The sequence below is a fragment of the uncultured Psychrobacter sp. genome, assembly GCF_947500265.1.
In the GTDB taxonomy this organism is placed as follows: domain Bacteria; phylum Pseudomonadota; class Gammaproteobacteria; order Pseudomonadales; family Moraxellaceae; genus Psychrobacter.
Window position 1 is genome coordinate 304,840 of the sequence record NZ_CANMRN010000004.1, and the last position, 26,114, is coordinate 330,953.

The 26,114-nt window shown below is 39.8% G+C and carries 25 protein-coding genes and 2 pseudogenes; 21 read left to right on the top strand and 6 right to left on the bottom strand.

What is annotated here, in order from left to right; translation table 11 throughout:
- The first annotated feature begins 29 nt into the window (after positions 1-29).
- The 4 genes and pseudogenes from Q0788_RS08375 (at position 30) to Q0788_RS08390 (ending at position 3,818) form a co-directional block, all read left to right on the top strand.
- A complete protein-coding gene (locus Q0788_RS08375) occupies positions 30-1,529 on the top strand; it encodes a CoA-acylating methylmalonate-semialdehyde dehydrogenase (protein WP_298809525.1) in 1,500 nt (499 codons plus the stop codon).
- A 108-nt stretch (positions 1,530-1,637) separates the two neighbouring features.
- A pseudogene (gene ribB, locus Q0788_RS08380) lies at positions 1,638-2,255 on the top strand (3,4-dihydroxy-2-butanone-4-phosphate synthase); the annotation flags it as partial.
- A gap of 171 nt (positions 2,256-2,426) precedes the next feature.
- Positions 2,427-3,203, top strand: coding sequence for a pyrimidine utilization protein D (rutD, locus tag Q0788_RS08385; protein WP_298809527.1), 777 nt, complete (start codon positions 2,427-2,429; stop codon positions 3,201-3,203).
- An 18-nt stretch (positions 3,204-3,221) separates the two neighbouring features.
- Positions 3,222-3,818 carry a malonic semialdehyde reductase gene (locus tag Q0788_RS08390; RefSeq protein WP_298809530.1) on the top strand — a complete coding sequence of 199 codons (597 nt, stop codon included), beginning with the start codon at positions 3,222-3,224 and terminating at the stop codon, positions 3,816-3,818.
- Between the two features lie 331 nt (positions 3,819-4,149).
- Here the strand turns inward: Q0788_RS08390 and Q0788_RS08395 are convergent, their stop codons facing one another.
- Complete coding sequence (locus tag Q0788_RS08395; protein ID WP_057761040.1) at positions 4,150-4,581, bottom strand: Lrp/AsnC family transcriptional regulator; 432 nt, start codon at positions 4,579-4,581, stop codon at positions 4,150-4,152.
- Positions 4,582-4,749: 168 nt separating this feature from the next.
- Between Q0788_RS08395 and Q0788_RS08400 the strand changes: the two genes are divergently transcribed.
- The 8 genes from Q0788_RS08400 (at position 4,750) to Q0788_RS08435 (ending at position 14,738) form a co-directional block, all read left to right on the top strand.
- The gene (locus Q0788_RS08400; protein WP_298809534.1) at positions 4,750-5,844 is read left to right on the top strand and encodes an ornithine cyclodeaminase; all 1,095 of its coding nucleotides are present in this window, start codon (positions 4,750-4,752) and stop codon (positions 5,842-5,844) included.
- Between the two features lie 29 nt (positions 5,845-5,873).
- Complete coding sequence (locus tag Q0788_RS08405) at positions 5,874-6,890, top strand: arginase (RefSeq protein ID WP_298809536.1); 1,017 nt, start codon at positions 5,874-5,876, stop codon at positions 6,888-6,890.
- 96 nt (positions 6,891-6,986) lie between these two features.
- Entirely contained in the window at positions 6,987-8,390 is a 1,404-nt protein-coding gene (locus Q0788_RS08410) for a YjiH family protein (RefSeq protein WP_298809539.1), read from the top strand.
- 216 nt (positions 8,391-8,606) lie between these two features.
- Complete coding sequence (locus Q0788_RS08415) at positions 8,607-8,813, top strand: ParD-like family protein (RefSeq protein WP_057761037.1); 207 nt, start codon at positions 8,607-8,609, stop codon at positions 8,811-8,813.
- Complete coding sequence (gene map, locus Q0788_RS08420; protein WP_298809542.1) at positions 8,806-9,579, top strand: type I methionyl aminopeptidase; 774 nt, start codon at positions 8,806-8,808, stop codon at positions 9,577-9,579. Before Q0788_RS08415 ends, map begins: the two co-directional genes overlap by 8 nt.
- 897 nt (positions 9,580-10,476) lie before the next feature.
- Positions 10,477-11,982 (top strand): hypothetical protein, encoded by a 1,506-nt coding sequence (locus Q0788_RS08425; protein ID WP_298809545.1) that lies wholly within the window; start codon positions 10,477-10,479, stop codon positions 11,980-11,982.
- 29 nt (positions 11,983-12,011) lie between these two features.
- A complete protein-coding gene (locus tag Q0788_RS08430) occupies positions 12,012-14,033 on the top strand; it encodes a hypothetical protein (RefSeq protein ID WP_298809547.1) in 2,022 nt (673 codons plus the stop codon).
- A gap of 12 nt (positions 14,034-14,045) precedes the next feature.
- On the top strand, positions 14,046-14,738 hold the full coding sequence (locus Q0788_RS08435; RefSeq protein ID WP_298809550.1) for a hypothetical protein: 693 nt from the start codon (positions 14,046-14,048) through the stop codon (positions 14,736-14,738).
- Between the two features lie 318 nt (positions 14,739-15,056).
- Here Q0788_RS08435 and Q0788_RS08440 read toward each other — a convergent pair whose 3' ends face one another.
- On the bottom strand, positions 15,057-16,715 hold the full coding sequence (locus Q0788_RS08440) for an isovaleryl-CoA dehydrogenase (protein ID WP_298809553.1): 1,659 nt from the start codon (positions 16,713-16,715) through the stop codon (positions 15,057-15,059).
- 107 nt (positions 16,716-16,822) lie between these two features.
- Between Q0788_RS08440 and Q0788_RS08445 the strand changes: the two genes are divergently transcribed.
- Complete coding sequence (locus Q0788_RS08445) at positions 16,823-17,626, top strand: PaaX family transcriptional regulator (protein ID WP_298809556.1); 804 nt, start codon at positions 16,823-16,825, stop codon at positions 17,624-17,626.
- A gap of 124 nt (positions 17,627-17,750) precedes the next feature.
- Here Q0788_RS08445 and cadR read toward each other — a convergent pair whose 3' ends face one another.
- Positions 17,751-18,182 carry a Cd(II)/Pb(II)-responsive transcriptional regulator gene (cadR, locus tag Q0788_RS08450; protein WP_298809558.1) on the bottom strand — a complete coding sequence of 144 codons (432 nt, stop codon included), beginning with the start codon at positions 18,180-18,182 and terminating at the stop codon, positions 17,751-17,753.
- A gap of 188 nt (positions 18,183-18,370) precedes the next feature.
- Here cadR and Q0788_RS08455 point away from each other — a divergent pair, with 188 nt between their 5' ends.
- Complete coding sequence (locus tag Q0788_RS08455) at positions 18,371-20,563, top strand: heavy metal translocating P-type ATPase (protein ID WP_298809560.1); 2,193 nt, start codon at positions 18,371-18,373, stop codon at positions 20,561-20,563.
- Between the two features lie 62 nt (positions 20,564-20,625).
- Here the strand turns inward: Q0788_RS08455 and Q0788_RS08460 are convergent, their stop codons facing one another.
- Positions 20,626-21,054: an MgtC/SapB family protein gene (locus Q0788_RS08460; RefSeq protein ID WP_298809563.1), complete on the bottom strand. Its 429-nt coding sequence runs from the start codon at positions 21,052-21,054 to the stop codon at positions 20,626-20,628.
- 100 nt (positions 21,055-21,154) lie between these two features.
- Here Q0788_RS08460 and Q0788_RS13895 point away from each other — a divergent pair, with 100 nt between their 5' ends.
- The 4 genes and pseudogenes from Q0788_RS13895 (at position 21,155) to Q0788_RS08475 (ending at position 22,944) form a co-directional block, all read left to right on the top strand.
- Positions 21,155-21,244 carry a helix-turn-helix domain-containing protein gene (locus Q0788_RS13895; protein ID WP_367179718.1) on the top strand — a complete coding sequence of 30 codons (90 nt, stop codon included), beginning with the start codon at positions 21,155-21,157 and terminating at the stop codon, positions 21,242-21,244.
- Between the two features lie 632 nt (positions 21,245-21,876).
- Positions 21,877-22,380, top strand: a pseudogene (locus tag Q0788_RS08465) (DUF4172 domain-containing protein); the annotation flags it as partial.
- Between the two features lie 30 nt (positions 22,381-22,410).
- Entirely contained in the window at positions 22,411-22,578 is a 168-nt protein-coding gene (locus tag Q0788_RS08470) for a Fic family protein (RefSeq protein WP_367179719.1), read from the top strand.
- A 66-nt stretch (positions 22,579-22,644) separates the two neighbouring features.
- Positions 22,645-22,944 carry a hypothetical protein gene (locus Q0788_RS08475; protein WP_298809565.1) on the top strand — a complete coding sequence of 100 codons (300 nt, stop codon included), beginning with the start codon at positions 22,645-22,647 and terminating at the stop codon, positions 22,942-22,944.
- 42 nt (positions 22,945-22,986) lie between these two features.
- Here the strand turns inward: Q0788_RS08475 and Q0788_RS08480 are convergent, their stop codons facing one another.
- Complete coding sequence (locus Q0788_RS08480) at positions 22,987-23,394, bottom strand: MgtC/SapB family protein (protein WP_298809567.1); 408 nt, start codon at positions 23,392-23,394, stop codon at positions 22,987-22,989.
- A 431-nt stretch (positions 23,395-23,825) separates the two neighbouring features.
- On the opposite strand from Q0788_RS08480, the gene Q0788_RS08485 reads away from it, so the two are divergent.
- Both Q0788_RS08485 and Q0788_RS08490 read left to right on the top strand, forming a co-directional pair.
- Positions 23,826-24,029: a CsbD family protein gene (locus tag Q0788_RS08485; RefSeq protein ID WP_290177459.1), complete on the top strand. Its 204-nt coding sequence runs from the start codon at positions 23,826-23,828 to the stop codon at positions 24,027-24,029.
- Positions 24,030-24,169: 140 nt separating this feature from the next.
- The gene (locus Q0788_RS08490) at positions 24,170-24,640 is read left to right on the top strand and encodes a CinA family protein (RefSeq protein ID WP_298809569.1); all 471 of its coding nucleotides are present in this window, start codon (positions 24,170-24,172) and stop codon (positions 24,638-24,640) included.
- 3 nt (positions 24,641-24,643) lie between these two features.
- Here the strand turns inward: Q0788_RS08490 and Q0788_RS08495 are convergent, their stop codons facing one another.
- Positions 24,644-25,327 carry a DUF421 domain-containing protein gene (locus Q0788_RS08495; RefSeq protein WP_298809572.1) on the bottom strand — a complete coding sequence of 228 codons (684 nt, stop codon included), beginning with the start codon at positions 25,325-25,327 and terminating at the stop codon, positions 24,644-24,646.
- A gap of 338 nt (positions 25,328-25,665) precedes the next feature.
- On the opposite strand from Q0788_RS08495, the gene Q0788_RS08500 reads away from it, so the two are divergent.
- Positions 25,666-26,100: a hypothetical protein gene (locus Q0788_RS08500; RefSeq protein ID WP_298809575.1), complete on the top strand. Its 435-nt coding sequence runs from the start codon at positions 25,666-25,668 to the stop codon at positions 26,098-26,100.
- The last annotated feature ends 14 nt before the right edge of the window (positions 26,101-26,114 follow it).

A 26,114-nucleotide genomic window follows, 5' to 3' on the forward strand; every position in this document is an offset into this window, starting at 1 on the left:
TACTTGATATTACCTTAAGGAATCGTGTCATGAATACAGAACCACGCAGCGTACAACAATTGATTAATGGCGAATTTACCGAGTCAACTACCACAGAATGGATTGATATCACCAATCCAGCCACGCAAGAAGTTATCGCCAAGGTACCACAATCAACACCTGAGGAAATCGAGCAAGCTATCAAAACGGCATCTGAAGCCTTTCAGAGCTGGCGTGTCACACCAATCAGCAAAAGAGCGCGTGTGTTTCTAAAGTATCAACAACTGATACGTGAAAATATGGATGAGTTGGCGGCGCTACTGACTGAAGAACAAGGTAAGACACTGGCAGATGCTAGAGGTGATGTATTTAGAGGTCTTGAGGTCGTAGAGCACGCCTCAGGTATCGGTAACTTGCAACAAGGGGGCTACATCGAAAACGTCGCCAGTAGTGTTGATATGTATACCGTTCAACAGCCAATAGGTGTCTGTGCAGGTATTACTCCCTTTAATTTTCCTGCCATGATTCCTCTATGGATGTTTCCAATGGCCATCGCCACAGGCAACACATTCATCTTAAAACCCTCTGAACAAAACCCAATCGTTACCATGAGATTGGTCGAGTTGGCCCTTGAAGCAGGTATACCAAAAGGGGTGTTAAGTGTCGTTCATGGTGGTAAAAATACGGTGGATGCGCTGTGCGATCACCCTGACATAAAAGCAATATCTTTCGTTGGTTCAACAGCAGTGGGTAAGCATGTCTATGATCGAGCCGGTCAGGCTGGCAAACGTGTGCAATGTATGATGGGTGCGAAAAACCATGCCGTTATCATGCCTGACGCCAATAAAGAACAAAGTCTGAATCAGCTAGCAGGGGCAGCATTTGGTGCAGCAGGTCAGCGATGCATGGCACTGTCTGTCGTGGTATTGGTTGGAGAGTCTAAACAGTGGGTTGATGAGATTGTAGAAAAATCAGCACAGCTAGTAGTGTCTGCTGGCAAGGATGATAAAGATTTAGGTCCGCTAATATCTAAGCAAGCCAAAGCCCGTGTCGAGCGCTTAATCCAAGCGGGAATTGATGAAGGGGCAACTCTCAGACTCGATGGCCGTGGTTGTCAGGTAGCAGGTTATGAAAACGGCAACTTTGTTGGCCCAACCATCTTAGATCACGTAACCACTGATATGAGCTGCTATACCGAAGAAATTTTTGGCCCTGTCCTATGCATTATGTATGCCGACACGCTTGAGGAAGCTATTAAGATTATCAATACCAATCCAAATGGTAATGGCACCGCAATTTTCACCCAGTCTGGCGCCCATGCCCATAAGTTCCAACAAGATATCGATGTTGGACAAGTTGGTATCAATTTACCAATTCCAGTACCGCTACCGATGTTTTCGTTTACAGGGTCTAGAGCCAGTAAGCTCGGTGACTTAGGTCCTTATGGTAAGCAAGCGGTGCAGTTTTATACACAGACGAAAACCGTGATATCACGCTGGTTTGATGAAGATGCTAGTGAAGGCGTAAATACCACTATCTCTATGAAGTAGCTATACGGCCTAGCAAACGTAGGACGTTATGTAGAGCGTGTGATTAATTGACAACAGGCTCTACATAACAACATACAAAAGCAAATTTAAATGCAAATGGTGGATTCTATGAATATCAATACAATACCAGAAATCATTGAAGATATTAAAGCAGGCAAGATGGTTATAATCATGGATGATGAGGATAGAGAAAATGAAGGTGACCTCATTATGGCAGCAAGTCTCGCCAAACCTGATGATATTAACTTCATGATTACCCATGCCAGAGGTTTGGTTTGTTTGACCTTGACCTCCGAGCGTTGCAAAAAATTAAAATTACCTCTGATGTGCAAAGACAACCAAGCACCTTACAGTACAAATTTCACCGTTTCCATTGATGCAGCAAAAGGGGTGAGTACCGGAATATCAACGGCAGATAGAGCTCAGACTATCAGAACTGCCGTGTCTCAAGACGTTACCTTTGATGACGTCGTAACCCCAGGTCATATTTTTCCATTAGTGGCTAAAGAAGGCGGTGTCTTAGAGCGGGCTGGGCATACGGAGGCAGGTTGTGACCTAACGAGACTGGCTGGTTTAGAGCCTGCTGCGGTTATTGTAGAGATTATCAACCAAGATGGTGAAATGGCTCGTAGAAATGATCTGATGAAATTCGCCGATACTCATAATCTAAAGGTCGGCACCATAGACGCGCTAATTAAATATATTAAATCTCAAGAGACCATCGAAAGTAAAGGTGAAAGCGAAGTCGGAAATTTCGAAGAAACTGTAACGTATGAATATGATGAAAGTGATGAGCGTACCGTTGAATTGATTTAGTCAGTTTAATTTAGCTTGATTTTATAAGCTATTAGATACTTTTACCGCAATTTGAAACTTACTAAAATTGGATGAAACCCTATGTTAGTTAAAAAATATCCTTGTAAGAACGACACGACAGAAACGATCGTATTTAGTTCAGGTTTAGGCGGGCATGCTGATTTTTGGTTACCTCAAATTGAAAGTTTTACCGAGCATTATAATGTGATTTGCTATGAACAAGAGGGGGTATCACCTGATAGCGATCTCTTACCCGATGACTATTCCATGCAAGATTTAGCGGATCAATTAATCGAAATTTTAAAACAAGAAGGGCTGTCTAATTGTCATTTCGTTGGTCATGCACTTGGCGGATTTATTGGTATGGAAGTCGCTTATAAAGCGCCAGAATTGTTGGATAAACTGGTCATCTTAAATGGATGGGAAAGCCTAGATCCTCACACTATTAAATGTTTTAGCATGCGAACCAGTTTGCTACAAGATACAGGGGTAGAAGCATTTGTACGTGCCCAAGCGATATTTTTGTACCCACCGATCTGGATCTCAGACAACATAGATACACTCACGCAAAAAGAAAATAAAGCCATCGCTCACTTTGCGCCAGTCGAGAACGTCTCAACGAGACTAAAAGCCTTGCAGGCTTATCAGCCCCTGATAAATGCCAAGCATATCAAAAATAAAACACTAGTTTTAAGCAACCTCGATGATGTTTTGGTGCCATGGCAACGCGGTCTGGCTTTAGCTGAAAATATGCAGAATGCTCAATTTGAGTTGATGGTGACAGGTGGCCATGCCAGCACAATCACAGAGACCTGCTCAACCAATAACAAAATCCTCCAATTCTTATCCAAAAATTAATATCAATTAGGACGTACTATGACTGATTCTCTATCGTTATCTTCAGAAAGTCTTGACCAGCTGTTTGGCAAGGCCAGATCCTTTAATGCTTGGCAAAAAAAAGACGTACCAGATGCACTACTTGAAGAGATCTATCATTTAGTTAAAATGGCACCTACCTCGGCCAACTGTTCACCGGCGCGTTTTATATTTCTTAAATCTGATGACGCTAAAGCGCGCTTAGAGCCAGCACTGTCATCAGGTAATATCGAAAAAACAATGACAGCACCTATCACAGTGATTGTCGCTCATGATAATGAATTTTATGAGCAACTTCCTAAATTGTTTCCACATACGGATGCCAGATCATGGTTTAACTCTAGCCCTGAACTCATACAAGAAACGGCGTTTAGAAACAGTTCTATGCAAGCGGCTTATCTGATCTTGGCTTGTAGAGCCTTGGGTTTAGATACCGGTCCCATGTCTGGATTTAATAATGAACTGGTGGATAAAACCTTTCTTGAAGGTAGCAAATGGACCTCAAATCTACTGATTAATATAGGTTATGGCGAACCCGATCAATTATACAGCCGTTTGCCAAGATTGGACTTTAATGAGGCTTGCCAGATCTTATAAGAAACAAGTCATTCCACCATGTGGAAAGGGTATCTGCTTTCGACTGGGTTATTAAGTGAACCATGATGACGCTTAATAACCATTTTTGATTAAAGATCTCTAAAAATAAAGGTTTTCTGCTACAGCTCTTTTATTGCAGGCATAAAAACAGCCCCAATCCTTACGATTGGGGTTTTCTACATCTGGGAATGTATAAGCATACTCAGAGCTGATAGTAGATTTGATTATTTCAATAAATCAAAATATTGATACTACTAGATGACAGTCTAAGGAGGGCTAGGGCGTTGCATTCTTAGACTGTGCTGAACATATTTTTCTAGATATGCCTATATTACAAACTCGAAAGCAGAACACTTGTTTCACTATTCAAAATGCCATCAATCTCTCTGACTTGACGCAGCACTTCGTCAAACTCTCTCAAGCTCGTCGTGTGTATCTCTCCTACCAAGTCCCACGCCCCGTTGGTTGTATGCAGCTTAATCAATTGGGGGATACCCCGCAGTTTCCTAATCACTTGTGAAGTAGATTTCCCTGTTACCTCAATCATCATCATCGCTTTGACCGTTTCTTTGTCTAGTGCCTCATGCACTCGAATCGTAAATCCTAAAATAGCACCGTTGTGAATCAGTCTATCCAATCTGTTTTGGACAGTGGCACGAGAGACTTTGAGTTTTTTAGCCAGGTTGGAGATGGTTGCTCGACCATCTTGTCGAAGTTCAGATATCAGTTCGCTATCTAAAGAGTCATAAGTGTAATACGCCATAAAAATGCTTCCTTCATTAGATTTTGACATTATGCTAAGTAGCACCTAACAATGTGTCAAAAAAATGTCCATATTTAGTAAATTATTGACATTTTAACTGACAATTATAATTGGTAGCATATTAATTGTCGGTTAAATAAATAATATTCAAGGAATGGAGCAAAATTAATGTCTAAATTTATCGTATCACAGAAGCAGGGTGTGCCATTTGTTAGCGTACAGGCGATGGCTGAAATCATTAGTAACTATGGTATAGAACAGACCATAAAAGAATTGGTAGATGCTTTAGAACAAGATTTTTCTCGTTGGGATAGTTTTGAAAAATCCAGTCGTTTTGCTTCTCATTCCAAAGACGGTGTCATAGAGTTGATGCCTGTCAGCGATGGTGAAATGTTTGCGTGCAAATATGTCAATGGCCATCCAATCAATACCAAGCGCGATTTGCAGACGGTAGCCGCTTTTGGCTTATTGTCTGATGTCGATACCGGCTATCCCATTCTGCTGACAGAGATGTGTATCTTGACTGCCTTACGTACGGCAGCGACTTCTGCACTGGTTGCCAAACATTGTGCGCCTAAAAACGCCCAGACTTTAGCGCTTATCGGTAATGGTGCTCAGGGTGAGTTCCAAGCAATGGGTATGAAGGCAGTCGTGGGTATCTCAAAAGTGCGTTTGTATGATGTCGACCCAGCCGCATCTGAAAAAGTAGCGCATAACCTTGCCGACTCAGGCCTAGAAATTATTATTTGCAAAACGGTAGAAGAAGCAGTTGAAGGCGCAGATATCATCACCACTTGTACCGCAGATAAGAAAAACGCCACCATCCTCCGTGATGATATGGTCAAAAAAGGCGTCTATATTAACGCCATCGGTGGTGACTGTCCTGGAAAAACGGAGCTGGATGCCAACATCTTGTTAAGAGCCGATCATGTGATTGTGGAATTTGAACCGCAAACCCGTATTGAAGGCGACATTCAACAGCTCTCTCAAGATTTCCCTGTGACAGAGTTTCACCGCATCGTAAACGGTGAAAAAGAAGTACGCACCAACGAAAATAACTTGGTTGTATTTGATGGTGTTGGTTTTGCCTCAGAAGACTTTACGGCTTTGGTATTTTTGCGTGATTTGATCAAAAAGCAGGACGCATATGAGCTGCTTGACTTGATTCCTCAGCAACAAGACCCTAAAAACCTCTATTCGGTAGTCAAAGCTCATAGCAAAGATCTTAGCCTAGAGACGGATGAAGCGATGGCCGCATCATAAGTCATTTGAATATAGAAAATAGGAGTTCAATGCCAGTTTTGGACTCAAATGATGAAAAAATTGTTTTATTTAATAGAGACAAAATAATGAATGATTTAATGAAAAACGTGCGAATAGTAGAAGTTTATTCAGACGTCGCAGGGCATAAAAAAGGCGCGTCATTAGGAATCGATGCATTGCGCGCATCATCAAAAGAGATGAACGCAGACTACTATGAAAAATTGCAACTTGATAGTATAAAAAATGAATATATACATGAAGAAGAGTCGCCATTTAAGCATGCAAAATACGCCGATGTAATTGAGCCTGTTATTTCTAAATTGGCGCATAAAATCAAAGATATAAGAAATGAGAATCAATTTCCGATTGTTATTGCAGGTGATCATTCTAGCTGTGCAGGCACGATGCATGGCCTAAAAATGGCACATCCTGATGCTGAAATCGGCGTGGTTTATATAGACGCACACGCTGACTTTCATTCACCATATACCAGTGGATCAGGAAATATGCATGGCATGCCCTTGGCGATGGCATGTGCCATTGATAATTTAGAATGTCAGCGTAACGAGCTTTCTGAAAAAGAAAAAGAGTATTGGGAAAAGTTGAAATTTATGGCATCAAGCGAGCCATCAATTAAGCCAGAAAATGTGGTGTTTTGTGCGGTTAGAGATTATCAAGAAGAAGAGATGGATCTAATTAGAAGACATAAAATCCCTTTATATAGCGTGGCTGAGATAACCCAAAAAGGCATCAGTTCTACTGTAGAGGAAATCTTCAAAAAACTAGAATATTGCGATCATATCTATGTGTCATTTGATGTTGATAGTGTCGACCCTTTATATGTGCCAGGAACCGGTACACCTGCAATGAATGGCCTGTCATACGAGCAAGCGATGCAACTTAATATAGAGTTAATTAAGAATAAGAAAGTGTGCTGCTGGGAAATGGCAGAGATAAATCCTTTGTATAACAACTCAAAAGATGACTCGACCAGAATATTTAAAATTTTAGAAAAAGTGACCCACACACTTTTGAGCAATTACTAGTACTGAATATTTAAAATGAGTAAAAGAATCTAGCCTAAAGGGGTTTGTTAAAACCTTCTTTAGGTTGGTTAAAAAGGGACTGCGAGTAAAAATAATATGGACATTATTAAAGCCAGCGCTGCAAGTCGAGATGCTAGCGGTATCAATATCAAACAGTTTTTGAAGTTCTTTATCCCATCTATCATAGGTTTGATGCTTTTCGTATTTCCAATTCCTTATGTTGACGGTAAGTTTGTCACCTATGCAGAAGGATTTACCATTCCTATATCTGTATTGAAAGATTATATACAGGGTTATATCGGTGATCTTTTGCCGTTATTGGTTGTCACCTCAATCATGATTACCTTGTGTTGCACCTTATATACTAAAATCATGAAACCTGCATTTATTCTGAAGAATGCGTTTTTGAATAATTTATTAAACGTTACAACGCCTTGGCTTATTATTAGGATGCTTGGTGCGTTCTTTGTTGTCGTGACCTATTTCAAATTTGGGTTTGAGTCAATATATTCAGAAAATATTGGCGGCTTAATATTATATGAGTTAATGCCAATACTTTTTATTGTATTTTTCTTGGCTGGATTGCTGCTACCGTTATTGCTTGATTTTGGCTTATTAGAATTCTTCGGGGTTCTACTAAGTAAAGTGATGAGACCTTTATTTGGCTTACCAGGTAGGTCATCTGTAGATTGTTTAACGTCATGGTTGGGCGATGGCACTATCGGTGTGTTATTAACCGATAAACAATTGGAAGGTGGGTTCTATACCAAAAAAGAAGCGGCAATTATTGCTACAAGCTTTTCAGCAGTGTCGATTACATTCTGTTTGGTTGTCATCTCTCAGGTTAAGCTCGAGAGCTACTTTATCAATATGATTGGCGTCGTTGCTCTATGCGGCATTGTTTGTGCGCTAATAGTCCCAAGGTTATTGCCTTTATCTAGGATTGAAGATACTTATACTATCGAAAACAGTGATAGAGATCATGAAACCATGCCCGAAGGGAAAACATTATTTACCCACAGTTTACATAAAGCCGTCCAAAAAGCAGATAAAAGTCCAAGTTTTCTTACTTTCTTAAGAGATGGTCTAAAAAATATTTTGGATATGTGGATTGGGATACTGCCTGTCGTTATGGCAATTGGCACTATGGGTCTAATCGTTGCAGAAGAAACACCTGTATTTGATTATCTAGGTATGCCGTTTATTCCATTCTTAGAGTTATTGAACATACCTTTTGCCGCAGAAATGTCAAAAACGATCATGGTAGGTTTCGCCGATATGTTCTTACCGGCTATTATTGGTTCTTCAATAGAGTCAGAGTTAACGCGATTTGTTATCGCTTGCTTGTCAGTGTCTCAATTGATCTATATGTCAGAAGTAGGCGGATTGATTTTAGGGACAAAAATTCCAGTGAGCTTCTTTCAGTTATTAGTCATTTTTCTATTAAGAACTATTATCTCATTACCAATTATTGCGGTATGTGCTCACATGATTTTTTAAATAGAAATTTTTGAAAGCTTGCTACACCACGTTTGAGTAGAGAATCAGCAGTAAAAAACCACTTTAATAGGTGGTTTTTTGCTATCAGTCTCAAGCTATAGTTGAATTCACATGATTTCAATACAAGGAAATCGAGGTTGAGCGATACGTTATTTCTTGCAACCATACAAAAATAGATATACGATTCATATACGTTTCGTATATCAAGGTGTTTTTATGGGTATTGTTAAAATTGATGATGAGCTGCATGAAGATATTCGTAAAGCAAGTGCAGTCATGGTGCGCTCCATCAACGCGCAAGCTGAATACTGGATGAAGATAGGCATGCTTGCTGAAGCTAACCCGAATATGTCTTACAACCAAATTATCAATGAGCAAATGAGACAAGCTGATGTCAATGTAAGGAACCTTATAGATGGATAAGGTCATACTTAAAAATGCAGCAGAATTGGAAATAATGCGCGAGTCTGGGCGACTTCTAGCCTCTGTCTTTGATTATCTCGATGAGCAAATTACAGTCGGTACTTCTACGATGGACATCAATAACCTTGCTGAGCACTATATTGTCAATCAGTTAGGTGCACGTCCAGCCAGTAAAGGTCAGTATGGTTATCAGTATGCATTAAATACCTCGGTGAATAACGTGGTATGTCATGGTATTCCTTCAGATCATCAAATACTCAAATCGGGTGATATTGTGAATGTGGATATTACCCTAGAACAAGAAGGTTTTATCGCTGATTCTAGCAAAATGTATTTGATAGGTGAGGTGGCACCACTTGCAAAACGCTTGGTTGATCAGACCTATGAAGCTATGTGGGAAGGAATACGAGTGGTGAAACCTGGAGCAACGCTAGGTGATGTTGGTCATGCCATCCAAAGTTACGCTGAGCAGCAAGGCTATTCAGTAGTGCGAGAGTATTGCGGTCATGGTATTGGACGTGAAATGCATGAGGGACCGCAAGTGCTACATTACGGACATCAAGGAAAAGGTCTAGTCCTACAAGAAGGTATGACATTCACCATTGAACCAATGGTCAATCAAGGTAAAGCCAAAGTTAAAGTCAAAAGAGATGGCTGGACTGTAATCACCAATGATAAAAAGCTATCTGCTCAGTGGGAGCATACCATTGCGGTTACTTCTGACGGCTATGAGGTTCTTACTCTGCGAAACGATGAAATATTTTAAGCGATTTAATATTCGAACGACTATTCGGTAAGGAGTTTCTATAATTCAGAAGCGCCTTTTTTAGTATTAAAAATATTTATGTAGCTACCTCCGAAGTACTGAATACATGTCAAGAAGAGGGTATTAGTTTTTGAGGGCCGAGCACGTCTTGGCGATAATCACCTTTTAATTGACTTGTAACTGATTGAATAACCATCATTGTATCGTTGATACAACCATAGATTTTTCAATAATGCCCTCAAATAACACGCACAAGAAAAGCCCCAATCTTAAGATTGGGGCTTTTTGAATCTGACAGGCTTAATCGGATTCGAACCAAAAAAATCAGGACTATTCCGTCGAAGCTAGTATTAAAGGCGTAGAGTTTGAGGATCAAAAAACAGGCTATCTTTCAGCCAGTTTTTACAGTGGTGAAAAGGTAAGTTACTACCATATCCAATAGTCTTATCTACAAGGGCATGATACGAGAATCTGAGGCTTCATAATGTAGTACAAGCTATGAGGTAACTTTAGATAGGTTTTATAACGGGTTCAAATCTATGGCGTCAAAATAAGATGCATGAACAAACTCTTGTCAATATATTTAGTTTACCAAATTTAGGTTCATTGTTACTTCACTATGGCTTAAACCTCATATCATTAATAAGTTGTTCTATCTTTTTACAGCAATATTTTCCTGAAAAGCAATAATAGTAAAGTTATTTTTTAGGCTCTATACTAACATTTGTTTGCTGAATGTTTGTTTTTTGTATATAATGCTCTGATTTTATGACTTACGTAAACTTAAAAGAGGGTAATTTTCATTGTTGATAAAGATATTTGTCAAGTAAGCCCTGAGTTTAAAATTTAGTAAAAAATTATAAAGATAACTAAAAATTCTAATTAAGAGGGTAAGTTATGAAGAAGGCTATATTGACACTTTTGTGCTTGTTAGCTGTTCAAGTTAGTAATGCTGAAATTATTAAAGTGAATGGTGAGGGTGCTACACCTATTGTAAAAAAAGATCTGAATGGTACACGTAACCAAGCATACAACAATGCAAAAACTGATGCCGTCATTGCTCTTATTAAACGTATCAATGGTCCACAAGCGATGAATGAAGCGGATCAATATTTAAATGACATTGTAAAACAAGTTGATAATAATTATGTGTTGAACCGAGGCAGTAATACTAACAGCAATGATGAGTTGGTCACTCAAGTTAGTCTAGAGATGGATGACCAAGAATTTCGTACCATTCTTAATGATTTAGGATTGGCGCAGAAAAATAGTCGAACCAGTCCAATTATGATTGTGATGGATGAATACTTCGGCGTACCAAAAGATAACTCTAAGCCAGTTAAAGAATTTACCTCTTATTTTTCAGACCGTAGCTATAGCTATGATGAAGATGCAAGTTACAAAGCTAGTGAAAATGCTAAAGCCAGTGCATCAGACTCTTATTCTTCAAAAGGGCGTTCATCAGCTGCCGCAGGTTATGCCTATGGTAATTATTACGGGGCCGGTGTAGGTGTTGCTGCCCGCTCATCAAGCCACAATAATTCAGGTAAATCAGCATCTTCAAGTAGCTACAATGCTAATGAGTCTGCAAAATATAGCCAGTCTGAACGTCAAAATGATATTCAAAGTTTTGTGAAATATGTGGAATATCAAACACCAAGTGTTAAAGCTGAGCGTAATAATCAAACCTTAAATTCAATTGCAAGTGCAGCCTCTCGTTATGATTTGCGGTTGCTGGATTCTGATCGTTTCAGAAGTCAGTATCTAAATGGCCGTAGTATGACGATTCAACAACTCATGAGTGATGCAGAGCTTGACAAACTAGTAATTGCCGCGCGTAAAGAAAAAGCGGACTGGTTTATGGCTGGTAGCTCTTATATTTATGATCGTGGTCGTTCAAATGCCACGGGTCAATTTGTCTGCGATGGTGCGGTAAGCTTTAAGATTTATTCAGTAGATGATTCAACTTTGATGGGCGGGGAAACTCGTACAGAGTCCTCAACAGGTGCAACCACAGATTCATGCCGTACCAATGTAGCAAAGAAACTGGGTGAATTAGCAGTTAGCCAAGTTGGACCACAGATTTTAGGTTACGCAAAGAACCGCACTATGTACGGTAAAGAGATTACCATTTTCTTGAAAAGTGCTTCTGGCATTGTAACTTCACGTCTTGGGGATGATTTGTATATTGCCCTAGATGAGATGGATGGCGCTGAAAATATCGATATTCGCACTCAAAATGGCAAGTTTGTTGAGATGACTATGACCTATAAGAGTGCCAAGCCAATTAGTGGAGAATTGGCAAAAGCACTACGTAAAGTAAGCCCAATGCTATCGAGCGCCGAGCGTCTACAAGCAGGAAATACAATCACACTTTGCATGGGTGGTATTCAGTGCAAATAAAACTTAAAGCGTTATGCTTGGTGATACCGATGTTTGTGTCAGCATGGGCAAATGCGAACATTCAAATCTACCCATCGAAAGGTGTTTTTGGGTTAGAACAAGGTTGTCGTACCGATCCTAGCAAATATGAAGAGAATGGTTCTTCTATTGTATGTGATTTCAGCCAAGCAATTGATAATGAAATCATTCGTAAACAAGCCGAGCAGTTGTTTTTACAAGGTTTAAAACAAGGTTTCGGTGATCAAGTTGTCGACACTATTTCGCAAAAAACTAAAAATCGTACTTATATAGCCTCTTTAGACGTTTTACGTGCGAGTGAATATGTTGTAAAAAAAGACTCAACAACAGAAATTTTTTTGCCAGTCACCCTAAGCTTAAAACTCACTAACATATTATCAGGTGAAGTCATTTATAGTGACAGTGCAACACTGTCGCAACCGATTCAAGTACTAACGCCTGACATTGATTCCCCTGCAACAAAAGCTGCCATTAAACAAAAGTTTCAAAGCACGTTGTTTACACTGACTAATCAGTTGACTAATCAATTAAAATCGAAACTTAAAGTTTCTGAAATTGAGACTCAGGTGATTGATCGATGGAAATCTTATTTAGTCTTAGATAAAGGCTTTAAACAAGGCATCACTGTACAAGATGAGCTGAGTTCAATAGATGGCGATTTGTTACGTGTGGTGCATGCGGACAGTGATTACGCTGTAGCTGTCCCAATATTGATGCAGGGTCGTACTAAGCGCTTTAGTAAACTATCAACCAATACTCGTCAGGCTATGAATAAACCTAAAGCATTGGTGGTTGATGTACTGACTTATCAAGGCGAGTCAGAAGATTTAATTGAGCAAATTTTTTCTGATGCAGTAGGGGAGCAAGCTTCATTTACTTTGACTCCAGTCAATCAACGCTATAGTACTATGGCACAAAGTGTTAGTGAACAGACTGCATTAGCGCAAAGTGAAGACATTCACCAACGTGAGTTACCTGAATTTTTTATTCGAATTAATGTTATTCCTGTCATTGCCTATCAACAGCAGATTGGAAAAATAACTCAGCAACAGGTTCTCCATAGTGAGGTTTTTGCTGAAATGATTGATCGTTCTGGTCGCGTTATTTACTCAGCACATGCAACAGATGATATTAAAGAGGTGATTTCGGAAGGAATGGGTTTTTCTCTAGAGGCACGTAAAGAGGTTGTATTGAAAAACGCACTTTTGAAATTAGGCCAACAATTTCAAAAAGGGATTCAATTTACTCGTTCTGATTTAAAAGTCTTAAGTTCAAGTGGTCATAACATTACCATTGATGATGCGGGGGAACGCTTAAGTACCGGAATGAAAGTCCATGTTTATCATTCAGATAAGGCAGCAGGACGTAATATTCTGATTCCAATATGGGAAGCGACTGTTTTGGAACGTCAAGGTGCGAGGGTTACTGCGCAATTAGATTTCCCTGTCAACAGCAGTGATCGTTTACCCGTGCGCTCTGGAGACAGGATTTTGCTTGATAGTTCTGCTCCAGTAGGTGACTCAAAGCAATCTCGCGTTTTATGCCCAAGCTTACATACCGAACAAGTCGGTGAAATTCCATTTGATGGTTTTGGTCCTTTAATATACCACGCTTTTGCCAGTCAGTCGAAACGACCGTTTTATGCGACGGGTTCAGGCTTTAAAGGACAGACTCTCCTGAAGGACTCAGTCATTGCTATGACTGAAAATGCTGGGTTCAAAAAAAATATGAAAGTTAATTTTTTTGTTCCAAAAGATGAATGTTTACAGCCAGTACTTAAGGTTGAAGTGAAACAAGACAGTGTCACATGTAATGTAGACAAAAGTAATTGTGATGCCACATTAGTTATGGCCAGTGGTGCACGCATATTCAACCAAAAGTCTGAAAAAATAGGGGCTTATGGTTTGCAACAAGAAATCGAATTAGAGGGTATAGATCATCAACATCGTAATGAGATGTATAACATTCAGATGTTTGAGGCTTTACCAAAAATTTTAAATCAAATCGTGCAAATAGCCGATTCTTCACAATAGGGATAACAAGGTATGAAAAAAATTGCAATTGTTTTAGCAATAGCCGCGTCAATGGGAGCATCAAGCGCCTATGCAGGTTTCGGGTCATTGAGTAGTATTGCATCGTCATTATCTGAATCTGTCACTGGCGTATCTTCTTCAAATATGGATATCAACGGTTTCTTTACGCAAGCTAAAGCAACCAATGAAATGTTTACTCAGAGTCGTACTGCTTTAGCGTCATTACTAGCAAGTAAACAAGATTCAGATGAATTAAAAGCAAAACAGAAAATTCTGAAAACGACTTCTGATCCGAAAGAAAAAGAAGCAATTCAAAAACAAATTGTAGTGTTGTCTAATACTGTTTTAGAAGCCTCTCAAAAGGATGAAGAAGGAACAGTGGCTAAACTGTCAGCATTGAATGTGGAGCAGAAGCAGCATTTGTTGGACTCTGCAAGAAATTTTGTAATCGCAAGTTTAACCGCTCGTGAATTGGCGATAGGAGCTAAACAAGTAGGAACCAGTGTGATCGCAAATCCAAGAAGCTTGGCCAATACAGGGATGTCTTTAGTTGAAGCTAAAAGTGTGGTCGGAGATATCACTGGTATTGCCAAAAACTCAACTATGGCGTTGGTAGAATATCCAAAACTGTTTAAAAAGGCTGGTATTGAATTCAAAATGCCGACGAGTTCAGCAGATAAACCAAAAGTACTAAGTGATATTTAAGAAGATTGATTTAGGTCACATCTTAAATATAATCAAAATTATAAATGATGATTAAATCATTTAAAGAAACAAGAGAGTCCTATAGAAGGCTCTCTTATTTCTTAATGTTTTATAAAATTTAAAGTGTCAAAACATTATCAACGTCTCGGGATTCTCTCTTAAGCTGACTAATCAAGATATGGAATGATGCCAATATCATTGCTGATAAATTTTATGCAAATAATGGTGTGATGTCACACATTGTCAACCACACACATGATCAAGTAATGCTGTATGTTACAAAAATTGGTAGCAGGAGACTATTTAATACAAACATACCTACAGAACTGCTTTGGTTGCGCCAGCCGCCCGTTCGATTAGTAAATCCACGGGAGCATCAGGACTTAATGTACCAAAGGCCAGTCCATGCTCATTCCCAATCCTAGAACGACAGAATGCCTGAGCGAGCTCCGTATGTTCAGTCTGTAGTAGTATCGAAGCTTGTAGCATCAATGCCAGGCGCTCAATCACATAACGACTACGGAACTCCAAGGTTTGCGTATCCTCAAATCGCTCTATCAGCAGGTGTAATTCAGCATCATAATCAGCATTTTTTCCTGCTGCTTGCTGCAATTCCTTAAATAAAGCTCGCTGAGTTTCTGGTTCTTTTTTTAAGGCACGCAGCACATCTAGACACTGCACATTGCCACTGCCTTCCCAGATTGAGTTTAGCGGCGCTTGCCTGTACAGACGCGGCATAATAGTCTCTTCGACATAGCCATTACCACCCAAACACTCTTGTGCCTCATTGATAAGAACGGGAGCGCGTTTGCAGATCCAGTATTTTCCAATCGCAGTAGCAATACGAGCGAGCGCGGCTTCATGAGGGTCTGTTTCTATCTTATCAACTGCGCGTGCAATTCGCATTGTTAGGGCTAGAGCTGCTTCTGACTCTAAGGCTAAATCTGCCAACACATTACGCATAATAGGTTGGTTGACTAATAATTTCCCAAAGGCTTCGCGCTGACTGGTGTGATGAATCGCTTGCACGATCGCTTGGCGCATTTGAGCTGAGGAGCCAATCATACAGTCAAGTCGGGTTAGGGCGACCATCTCGATAATGGTAGGAATACCGCGACCTTCAGTGCCTACTAGCTCACCGAATGCGCCTTGAAACTCCACCTCGGAGGAAGCGTTTGCCCAATCTCCTAATTTATCCTTTAAGCGTTGAACTTGTACGGCATTGCGTGTCCCATCAGGCCGAAAGCGTGGTACTAAAAAGCAACTAGGACCACTGTCAGATTGGGCCAAAACGAGATGAGCATCACACATTGGCGCTGAGAAAAACCATTTATGCCCAATGATTTCATAAGAGCCATCTTCTTGTCGTATAGCCCTAGTCGTATTGCGACGTAAATCTGATCCACCTTGTTTTTCTGTCATGCCCATACCCATCGTACAGCCTAGCTTTTCTTCCATGGGCAAGCTGCGCGGATCATAGTGTTCGGATAATAGTTTGGGCAGCCATTTTTCAGCCAGTGCTGGCGAGTGACGTAGGGCAGGGATAGCGGCATAGCTCATAGACATGGGACAACCAAACCCAGCCTCAGGCTGTGAGCCGAGATACATGACTGCCGCCCGAGCCACGTGAGCACTATCACGCTCTTCGTTGCGCCAAGCAAAATTGCTCATACCGTACTTCATTCCTACATGCATCAGATCATGGTAAGCCGGATGAAACTCTACTTCATCTATACGCCGACCATAGCTGTCAAAGCTGCGTAACTTAGGCTTGTTTTCATTGGCTAAGAATCCGCTGCTGATCAGCTCTCCACCAGTCAGTGCGCCAAACTCTTTTAAGTGACTTTCTGCCCAAGCAGCACCCTCTCGTGTGACAGCTTCTTTGAGCGCTGTATCTGTTTCCCATGCATTATAATTGGCTAAGGCAAAAGGTTGATTCTGCACCTCATGGGTCTTAAATTGATTTACAATTGACATGATGGTTATCTTCCCTGATTTTAAATGTCATTTACTAAGTTTCAGTAGTTCAGTAATTTCCATGATTAGTATTACATATAAAAAATAATTCCGTCAATAGGTGTAATATGAACAAACCAACGCCTCGTTTATTGCTTTTACGCTTACTTATGGTGGCAGAGGCAAACACACTTAGTGCGTCTGAAGCGGTGCTGGCAGGCTCTATCTTTGGTATGACAGAAAATAGTATACGTGTGACGTTGGCTCGTCTGATCCAAGCGGATCTTGCTGAGTTGATTGGTCCTGCCACCTACAAACTTGGACCGAAAGCTCAAAAATTGGGCGCCGATGTGGCCTTATGGCAGACAGCGGATAAAAGAACGATAAAATCCGATGGCTCATGGATAGTGGTAGCTACAGGTGGGTTACCTCGCAGTGACCGTAAAGCGCTGCGTGCCCGTGCTCGCGCTTTATCATTATTGGGGTTTCGTGAACTAGATAAGGGGCTTTATCTGCGCCCTAATAATTTATTAGGCGGTGTCGATGTCGTCCGTAAGCGTCTATTGGACTTGGGCTTAGAAGCGGAAGCCGCAGTTTTTAAAGCTAATGAATTTGATGAGGTTAGGCAGAAAAAAGCACGAGCACTCTGGTCGGACATGCATCTTGAAAAGCATTATAAAGAAAAGTCGCAGCAGCTCACCGACTGGCTAAGTGGTTTGGACGAATTGCCCTCCCATGTAGCGCTTCGAGAAATATTCATGCTTGGAGATGCAGGTATCCGCAGTGTTGTTTTTGACCCTCTACTTCCTGCTCCCTTAGTAGATGAGGAAGCAAGGCAAAGGTATTTTGAGACGGTGCGGCGTATTAATGAGGAGGGTAGGCGTTTATGGTTTGCCTTTTTCGAAGAGGCTAAATCGTTAGAATCCGTTTAACCAAGTCATTAGAATGCGCTTAAACAGAATAAAGTGAAATTGCGGTACAGTAATTATCAGATAGCAGAGGTGCTATCTATAGCGATGAATAAGTATTAATTATTTGCATCTATTCGGATAGTATTTAATGTGAGCCATATGGCGAATTTTCATGACAAGAATGATCAGCAAGCGCATTTAATATGCCACATGACTTCGCTGGTGCGCTACTGACGCATTTCTGTCGCAAAATACTTAAGTGTTTTTTTAACTGCTTTAGCTCTTCTATACGTGTTTCTACAGCGCGGATATGTTCATCCAACAAGGTATCGACATCAGCGCAATCTCTGCTAGGCTCTTCCCAGTACTTAAGTAAAGTCCGTACTTCATCCAACGTCATATCTAGTGTACGACAGTGCAGAACGAACTGTAGACGCTCGATATGACTTTCGCGATATAAGCGATAATTCCCCTCACTACGGGAAGGTTCTGGTAATAGCTTTTCTTTTTCATAATAGCGAATGGTTTCTACTGTAGCGCCTGTGCGCTTAGCAAGCTCTCCGATCTTCATTAGCATAGTTACCTCACAGTTCTCTTGAAGTTATTTCAAAGTCATTTCAAAACTGAAAACATTAAAGTAACTATAAGGTTTAGCCATAAGGAAATCAAGTTTATACAATTGCATATAAACGGCCTTGACTCTGAAGCCACTAGAGGGTTCACAATAGCGTTATCAAATGAATTCTTATAATGAGGTAGTTTATTATGCAATATCGTATTGAAGGTATGGACTGTGCCAGTTGCGTCAGAAAAATCGAAACTGCATTAGCACGTATGCCTGGCGTCTCTGACATACAGCTTAATTTTGCGACTGAAAAGTTAGAGCTATCGCTTGCCCCTGATTCAGATACTCAGTGCAGCGATATTGAAAAGACCATCAAGCGTCTGGGTTTTGGTATATCTGCCACTACTGATCAAGCAAACGCAGCAGACAGCATTAGTGATAATCTATTAAATACGCAGCAACAGCGTTGGTGGCAAACCAGAAAAGGTAAGCAAGTGGTTGGTCTCGGCGTCTTGATGAGTGTCGCCTACGCGTTGGCATTACTTTTCCCTGATTATGGCATGTGGGCATTTGCTATTGCCGTCATTGTGGGTGTTTTCCCTTTTGCCCGAAAGTCTATGACCTTGGCAATGACAGGCACCCCGTTTTCGATTGAAATGTTGATGTCTATCGCGGCAATTGGCGCGCTTATCATTGGTGAGGCTGAAGAGGCGGCAGCGGTTGTCTTTTTGTTCTCCGTCGGTGAATTGTTAGAGGGTGTGGCAGCAGATCGTGCCCGTGCTGGTATCAGGGCATTGGCATCATTAGTGCCAAAAACTGCGATTTTACTGGATGCACAAGGCGGACAACGTGACGTTCCTGCAGCTTCGTTGCAGATCGATGATCTGGTAATGGTACGTCCTGGCGATAAAGTATCCGCTGATGGTGTCATTGTTCAAGGTAGCTCTAGTCTTGACGACTCACCTGTTACTGGCGAATCAATTCCCGTTGCTAAAGACATGGGCGATGCAGTATTTGCAGGATCAATCAATATGGAAGGAGCGCTGCAAATCCGTGTAGAAAAGACAGCTGCTGACAACACCATTGCACGCATTATCAATTTGGTAGAGCAAGCGCAAACATCTAAAGCCCCTACGGCTCGTTTCATTGAAAAATTTAGTCGTTATTACACCCCAGCGGTGATGGCTATCGCTGCACTGGTTATTATTGTTCCGCCGCTAACGATGGGAGGTGAATGGTCGACTTGGTTATATCGTGGTTTTGCACTATTGCTAATCGCCTGTCCTTGCGCACTCGTCCTATCTACTCCGGCCGCCATTGCATCAGGATTGGCTGTCGGTACACGCCGCGGTTTACTTATCAAAGGGGGCAGCGCTTTAGAAACCATGGGTTACGTAAATGTCGTGGCTTTTGATAAGACAGGTACGTTGACTGAAGGTAAGCCACAGGTGACCAACGTGATTGCCTTTACACAGAAGCGACCAGTACAAGAAAGCATAGGGTCTGCAGATCAGAATGAGATACTAGCGCTGTTTGCCAGTGTTGAGTCTGCTTCTAGTCATCCATTGGCAAAAGCCATTATTGATCATACCAAAGCCGCTAATATCTCTATACCGATAGCTTCAAATGCCTATGCTACTGCGGGAAAAGCAGTACATGCAACGGTAGCTGGTCGCCCTTTAGCCATTGGATCACCTATCTACGCTGCCAATGAAACATCAATATCACTAGAACAAAATGCACAAATTGAAGCACTACAAAACGAGGGAAAGACGGTCTCCGTTCTGTTCGATGAGCAAAGTAGTGAAGTGCTTGGATTGATAGCATTACGAGATGAGTTGCGAGATGATGCTCAGGAAGGAGTAGCTCAGCTCAAAGCGATGGGTGTGCGTTCGGTGATGCTGACAGGTGATAATCATCTGACGGCACAGGCTCTTGCTAGTCACTTAAATATAGACTGGAAAGCTGAGCTATTGCCCGAAGACAAACTACGTTTGCTAAATGAGATGAAGGATAATAGCAAGATAGCAATGATTGGTGATGGTATTAACGATGCGCCAGCATTAGCAACCGCAGATGTGGGCATCGCCATGGGTGGCGGCACGGATGTCGCTATCGAAACGGCCGATATCGCATTATTAAAAAGTCGTGTTACAGACGTTGCTCATCTCATTGCCTTATCGCGCGCAACCATGTCCAATATTCATCAAAATGTGATTTTTGCGCTTGGTCTAAAATTCATATTTCTAATCACTACTTTACTAGGTATTACCGGACTATGGATTGCTGTGATAGCGGACACTGGTGCAACGGTACTAGTGACTCTCAATGCTTTACGCTTGCTAAGGTTCAAAGGAGCTCAACCACTAATAACTTTGTCCAAAGCAAAGTAAGTATGAAGTTCTTATTAAAATGGCGGTTTGATTCTCTATTCTAATGACTAAGAATGGCATCGTTAAGATTTTGGTTTAAAAGGTTTTGAGAATTGTAGAATTAAAAAACCAACTATTGATAATATAATGGCAATCTCATAGCGACCATAAGCCACCGATATCCCAATGGCGGCTGTATTCCACAATCCAGCCGCAGTAGCAGTGCCCTTTGCGCCACTTTCATTTTTAAAGATAGCGCCACCGCCAATAAAACCCATTCCAGTGATTATGCCATACATAATTCTAGCCTCAGCATCAGCGTCTTGATAAATGTCCATGCCCACTAGCATAAAAGCACACGAAGCAATCGTTACTAAAGGAAAAGTCCTCAAACCTGCACCATTATCTTCAAGTTCACGGTTAAGCGCGATTGGTAGTGACAATATGAAAGCAATACCTAATTGAAAGGCATGATACACCAGAACATTTAGACTAATATCGAAGTTAAACATAGTAATAACTCAGAATATATTTATGGCATGGTTTACTTTAAAAAATATAAGTATAAATAAAGAATAACAGAAATTAGTAAGTCGTAGTGTCTAAGATCTAATTGATAAAGTTTGTGAGGCACTAGATCTTAGGGTAGGGGATATTTTTGAATATGTAAAAGAGGATAAAGAGAAAAATACTCAGAAATAGGTTTTAGCTTACAGTTTAAAGTAGAGGTCAAAAAGAGGCTTTTAATCTCAATAGTTTTTAAGGGTCGGTCACGTTTTTGGTCACCGTCACTTTTTTAAATGATTTAAATCTGCTTGCATCATCATGACTATGATTCGATGTAAGCAAGTATTTTCCCCTACAGCCCATATTTCACGGACAAAAAAAAGCCCCAATCTTAAGATTGGGGCTTTTCGAATCTGGTAGGCGTAATCGGATTCGAACCAACGACCTCTACCATGTCAAGGTAGGTCAACTAACAAGTAAAAAATGATATTATCTTGCATACACTGATATTCATAGCCTGTATATATCATACGATTTAATAATCACAATGTAAATTGTAATAGAATAAAATTTAACTCGTATTTGGGCACTGTATTTCTATAGTGTTTTTACCTCTACTCAAACTCTTCTTAGAATAGGAAACTATGTGAGAATCTATTCTTATTACGTCTACTATTGTCGTTTTTGAACTTATACATATTGTTTCTATTGCTTATTCTCTGCATGATATAAGGAGATTAATGTTCTAATCTCTGCATATCTCTGGGGAACATACGAAGCGTATTACTTATATTGATTAGCATTCAAATTGAACTGAATGGCAATGGTCGGACAAAAAGCTATCGTTGCCATTTATCAGTCGTGTGCGGATATTACAAAGAAGTTTACTAGGAAAGCTGCTAACACTAGGATTCGATCTGAAAGTTGAGGCGCAGTTAGATGCGGTTACCTTAGAGATTATTAAAAATTCTGAGATAGAAGGTAAGACGCTAAATGGTGAACAAATGCGCTCCTTAGTTGCGCGGCATTTAGGGTTAGATAGTGCCAGCATGCCGACCACTACTCGTGAAATTGATGCGGTGGTAGAGATGATGCTAAGTGCCACCTATCACTATCAACAGCCGCTATTATTAGATGATTTATTCGGATGGCATCGAGCGTTATTTCCAGATGGATATAGTGGGCTATATCACATTCAAGCAGGTAGTATCCGTGATGATAGCAAAGGGCCAATGCAAGTAGTGTTTGGTGGGTATGGTCGCGAGCGGGTTCATTTTGTTGCTCCCAGTGCAGATAGGCTGCCAGATGAGTTAGACAAATTTTTATTGTAGTTTAATACTTCGTCAAATGAGCAAGACGATATAGATTTGGTTATAAAAGCAGGTATTGCTCATTTATGGTTTGTGACTCTGCATCCATTTGATGATGGAAATGGACGACTAACACGAGCACTCACAGAACGAATGCTGGCAAAAAGCGATAACAGTGCCCAGCGCTTTTATAGTATGTCAGCGCAAATTCTTAAGTAGTGTAACGACTATTATAAAATATTAGAACGTACGCAAAAAGGTGATAAAGATATCACGGATTGGTTAGTGTGGTTTTTGCAAACGCTAGAGCAATCTCTCATTGCAGCTCAAGAAACCACAGATAAAATTATCAGTAAATCAGGCCTTTGGCAGACGCATCGACAGTACGCTCTGAATGATAGGCAAGTAAAAATGCTAAATATTTTGCTGACTGATTTTTATGGCAAGCTTACCACTAAGAAATGGGAGACTATGACCAAGTGTCCTATAGACACTGCACTACGAGATATTAATGATTTAATAGAGAAAGGTATAATTAAAAAATCTGTAGCATCAGGACGCAGTACGAGTTATGAGCTGGTTTGATAAAGGTAGCCCTTAATTACTTACTTTAATCGAGTTGCAATATTAAGATTTTGGTTTAAAAGGTTTTGAGAACTGTAGGATTAAAAAACCAACTATTGATAATATAATAGCAATTTCGTAACGGCTATACGCCACTGATATCCCAATTGCGGCTGTAGCCGTTCCTTTCGCGCCATTCTCATCTTTAAAGATTGCACCGCCGCCGATAAAACCCATACCCGTAATTATGCCGTACATAATTCTGGCTTCTGCATCAGACCCTTGATAAATATCCATCCCTACTAGCATAAAAGCACATGAAGCAATAGTAACTAAGGGAAAGGTTCTGAGACCAGCTCCATTATCTTCAAGCTCTCGATTGAGAGCAATAGGTAGCGACAGTATGAAGGCAATACCGAGTTGAAGAGAGTGATATATAAAAATATTTAGACTGATATCAAAGTTGAACATAATGGATACTCAAAATATACTTAAGGCTAGAGCTATTCTCAGGATAAAATATAGTGTACCTAAAAAATTGCATTTAATATAATAAAATGTATATTTTTTTAAGAGAGTTAATTAAATATAAATTAAAAATGATAGCTATATTTGTAGTAAAAATAAAATTGTTCACATTAATTAAGTATAAGAATAAATTTGGTTAGAATATTAATAATATTATATAAACAAAAACACTCTTCATACAGAAAGTATTGGATAAAATGTATTATATTATTCTTATCGGTCAGGATAGCTATGGCTGATGCAAAGTCTCTAATAAAAGGATAATTGTAATGGATAATCCAAATACTAACGAGCAAAGTATGGATGCACAGTATAAAAACAACCAAAAAATGGAAGGTGAAGATATGAACAATCAAGACATTAATAATAGAGATATGAATAACCAAACTCTAAAAGGTGAGTGGAATCAGCTTAAAGGTACAGTAAAACAAAAATGGGCTGAGTTAACAGATGATGACCTAACTCACATCGAAGGTGATCGTGACAAACTAGTCGGCCGCGTCCAAGAACGTTATGGTCATTCAAGAGAAGATGCAGAGCGTGATGTAGATAATTGGCGTCGCGAAAACCAATATTAAATATTGCGTTAGTCTACTAATATGGTAGTTGATACTAAAACTACAAAGAGGTCATATAATGTTTATGTGGCCTCTTTTTTTATAAGAAAAATCATAAAAATACGGAGTTACTCTTATTCTAATCATGAAAGGAGGGCGTTATGTCAGATAGTTGTGTCAAATTATTGGCGGATAAGAATTTAACGATCGTTTTTATTGAAAGTGCAACCGCTGGCTACCTTGCCCATCGTTTTTCTTTCAGTCCTTATTCAGGCGATGTACTGATGGGAGGATTGGTATGTTATGACGCGGTGATTAAGAAGAATGTGTTAAACATATCGAGTCAGCTGATTGACAAATATACGCCCGAATCCTTGGAAGTGACCCAAGAGCTCGTCAAACAGTCTCCAGAAAAGTTCGAGGCAGATTTACACGTGGCATGTACTGGGCTATTAAAGCCTGGAGGCTCTGAAACTGAAGAGAAGCCAGTTGGGACGTTTTTTTATTGTATTGGCTATAAGGATGAGGTGTATAGTTTTCGCAGCTTATGTAATGGGCCATCCCAGCAAAAATTACGGAGTATCTATAGTCTGGTTTGTAAAGGTATTATCGATGTAGTGAGCAAGCATTGACAATTAGTTCGCAATCTTATTATTGAGGGCTTTTGCCCAGCCCACAGTATTATGATGACAACGTTCGCAGATTTTGTTTAGATCTGAGATATATTCGACTTGACCGCAATGCATACAAGCATAGGGATGCCCCTGTTTTATAAATTGGGCTGGCTGAAACTCTTTAGGGAAAATGGGTAAGCCGTATTGAGTCTCATCATCTGGAAACAATAATACGCTAAATTCCCCGTCGGTTTCTAATAGTCCCATATGTACTTGACCTAAATGACGGACGCCTTGTTTACGCATTTCAGTAAAAAACTCATCATGAGACATCCTGCCTTTTTCGATATCTTCTAACACAAGCAATCCGTTTTCGACAATGTAAGTAGGCTTGCCCTCTAGTAATAGCTCAAATGCTTTATGTTTGGAGGCAAACCAAGTACATAGTCTATAAAGTAAAAGCACGATACTCATGATAAGTGCGGCTTGGATCAGCGGTAAGTCTTCAGTGAACATAGGGTCACCAGCGATAGAGCCGAGTGATAAGATAATAGTTAGCTCAAAAATAGTCAGTTGCCGAACACCGCGCTTACCCGTCAACCGCAGTAATAAAATCACCAGACCGAACATGATAACAGTACGTATGACTATTTCTGCGGCAAAGGACCATGTCGTATCGTAAATAAAGATACTGAACCAGTTCATCTTATTCTCCTATTATTATTTTTTAACCGCTTATATTTATAGTAGTCGTAATTTTATAGCACTGCAGATTAGGTTGGATAAAAGAAATTTCATAAATACTCATAGTTTTGATAAGTTGCAAAAATATAAGTTATTAAATATATATTACTAATAATAAATATATAGAATAATTATGATGTAGTTATATAAATCATCATTGGTTACTAATATTTGTTTTTATAATTAAAAATAATATGTAATTATTATAGATAAGAAGGAAAATTAATAGTAATATTTTAATAGAGTATTTAAATTAATGTCGTATATAATGATATTGGGGCTGGTCTAAGGTTATAGTGATGAACACACTCGATTCAAACATAGAAAACTTGTGTATTTTTTTACTTTTAAGTGTTTGCATCTTAATGTTGTTAGCGCCATTATTTTCATGGAAATACCAACCTTCTAAGTCACTGACTAAAAGATTATTAATAGCACTCTTTCTTATTCCATTTTTTTTATATTTTTTATTTGATATGTTTCATACAAATGATATTCAAAAAAATAATATTTTGCTCTTAAACTTTGACAAGTCTACGGAGAGTATCTTGCTTAGCGATAGTGACAATACAGAAATATCGAATGAGTATGCATTTGCCTCTGATCTCATACATGACGAGAATAGTAGCAAGAGAAAGATAATAGAAGAGAGAAGCAACAGTAATACCTATAGTGCAATACCTGTTACAGAAAGTGTAGATAAGCCTGATGAAAGTGAAAGAGATGTTTTTTAATTTCAGCTTTTAAT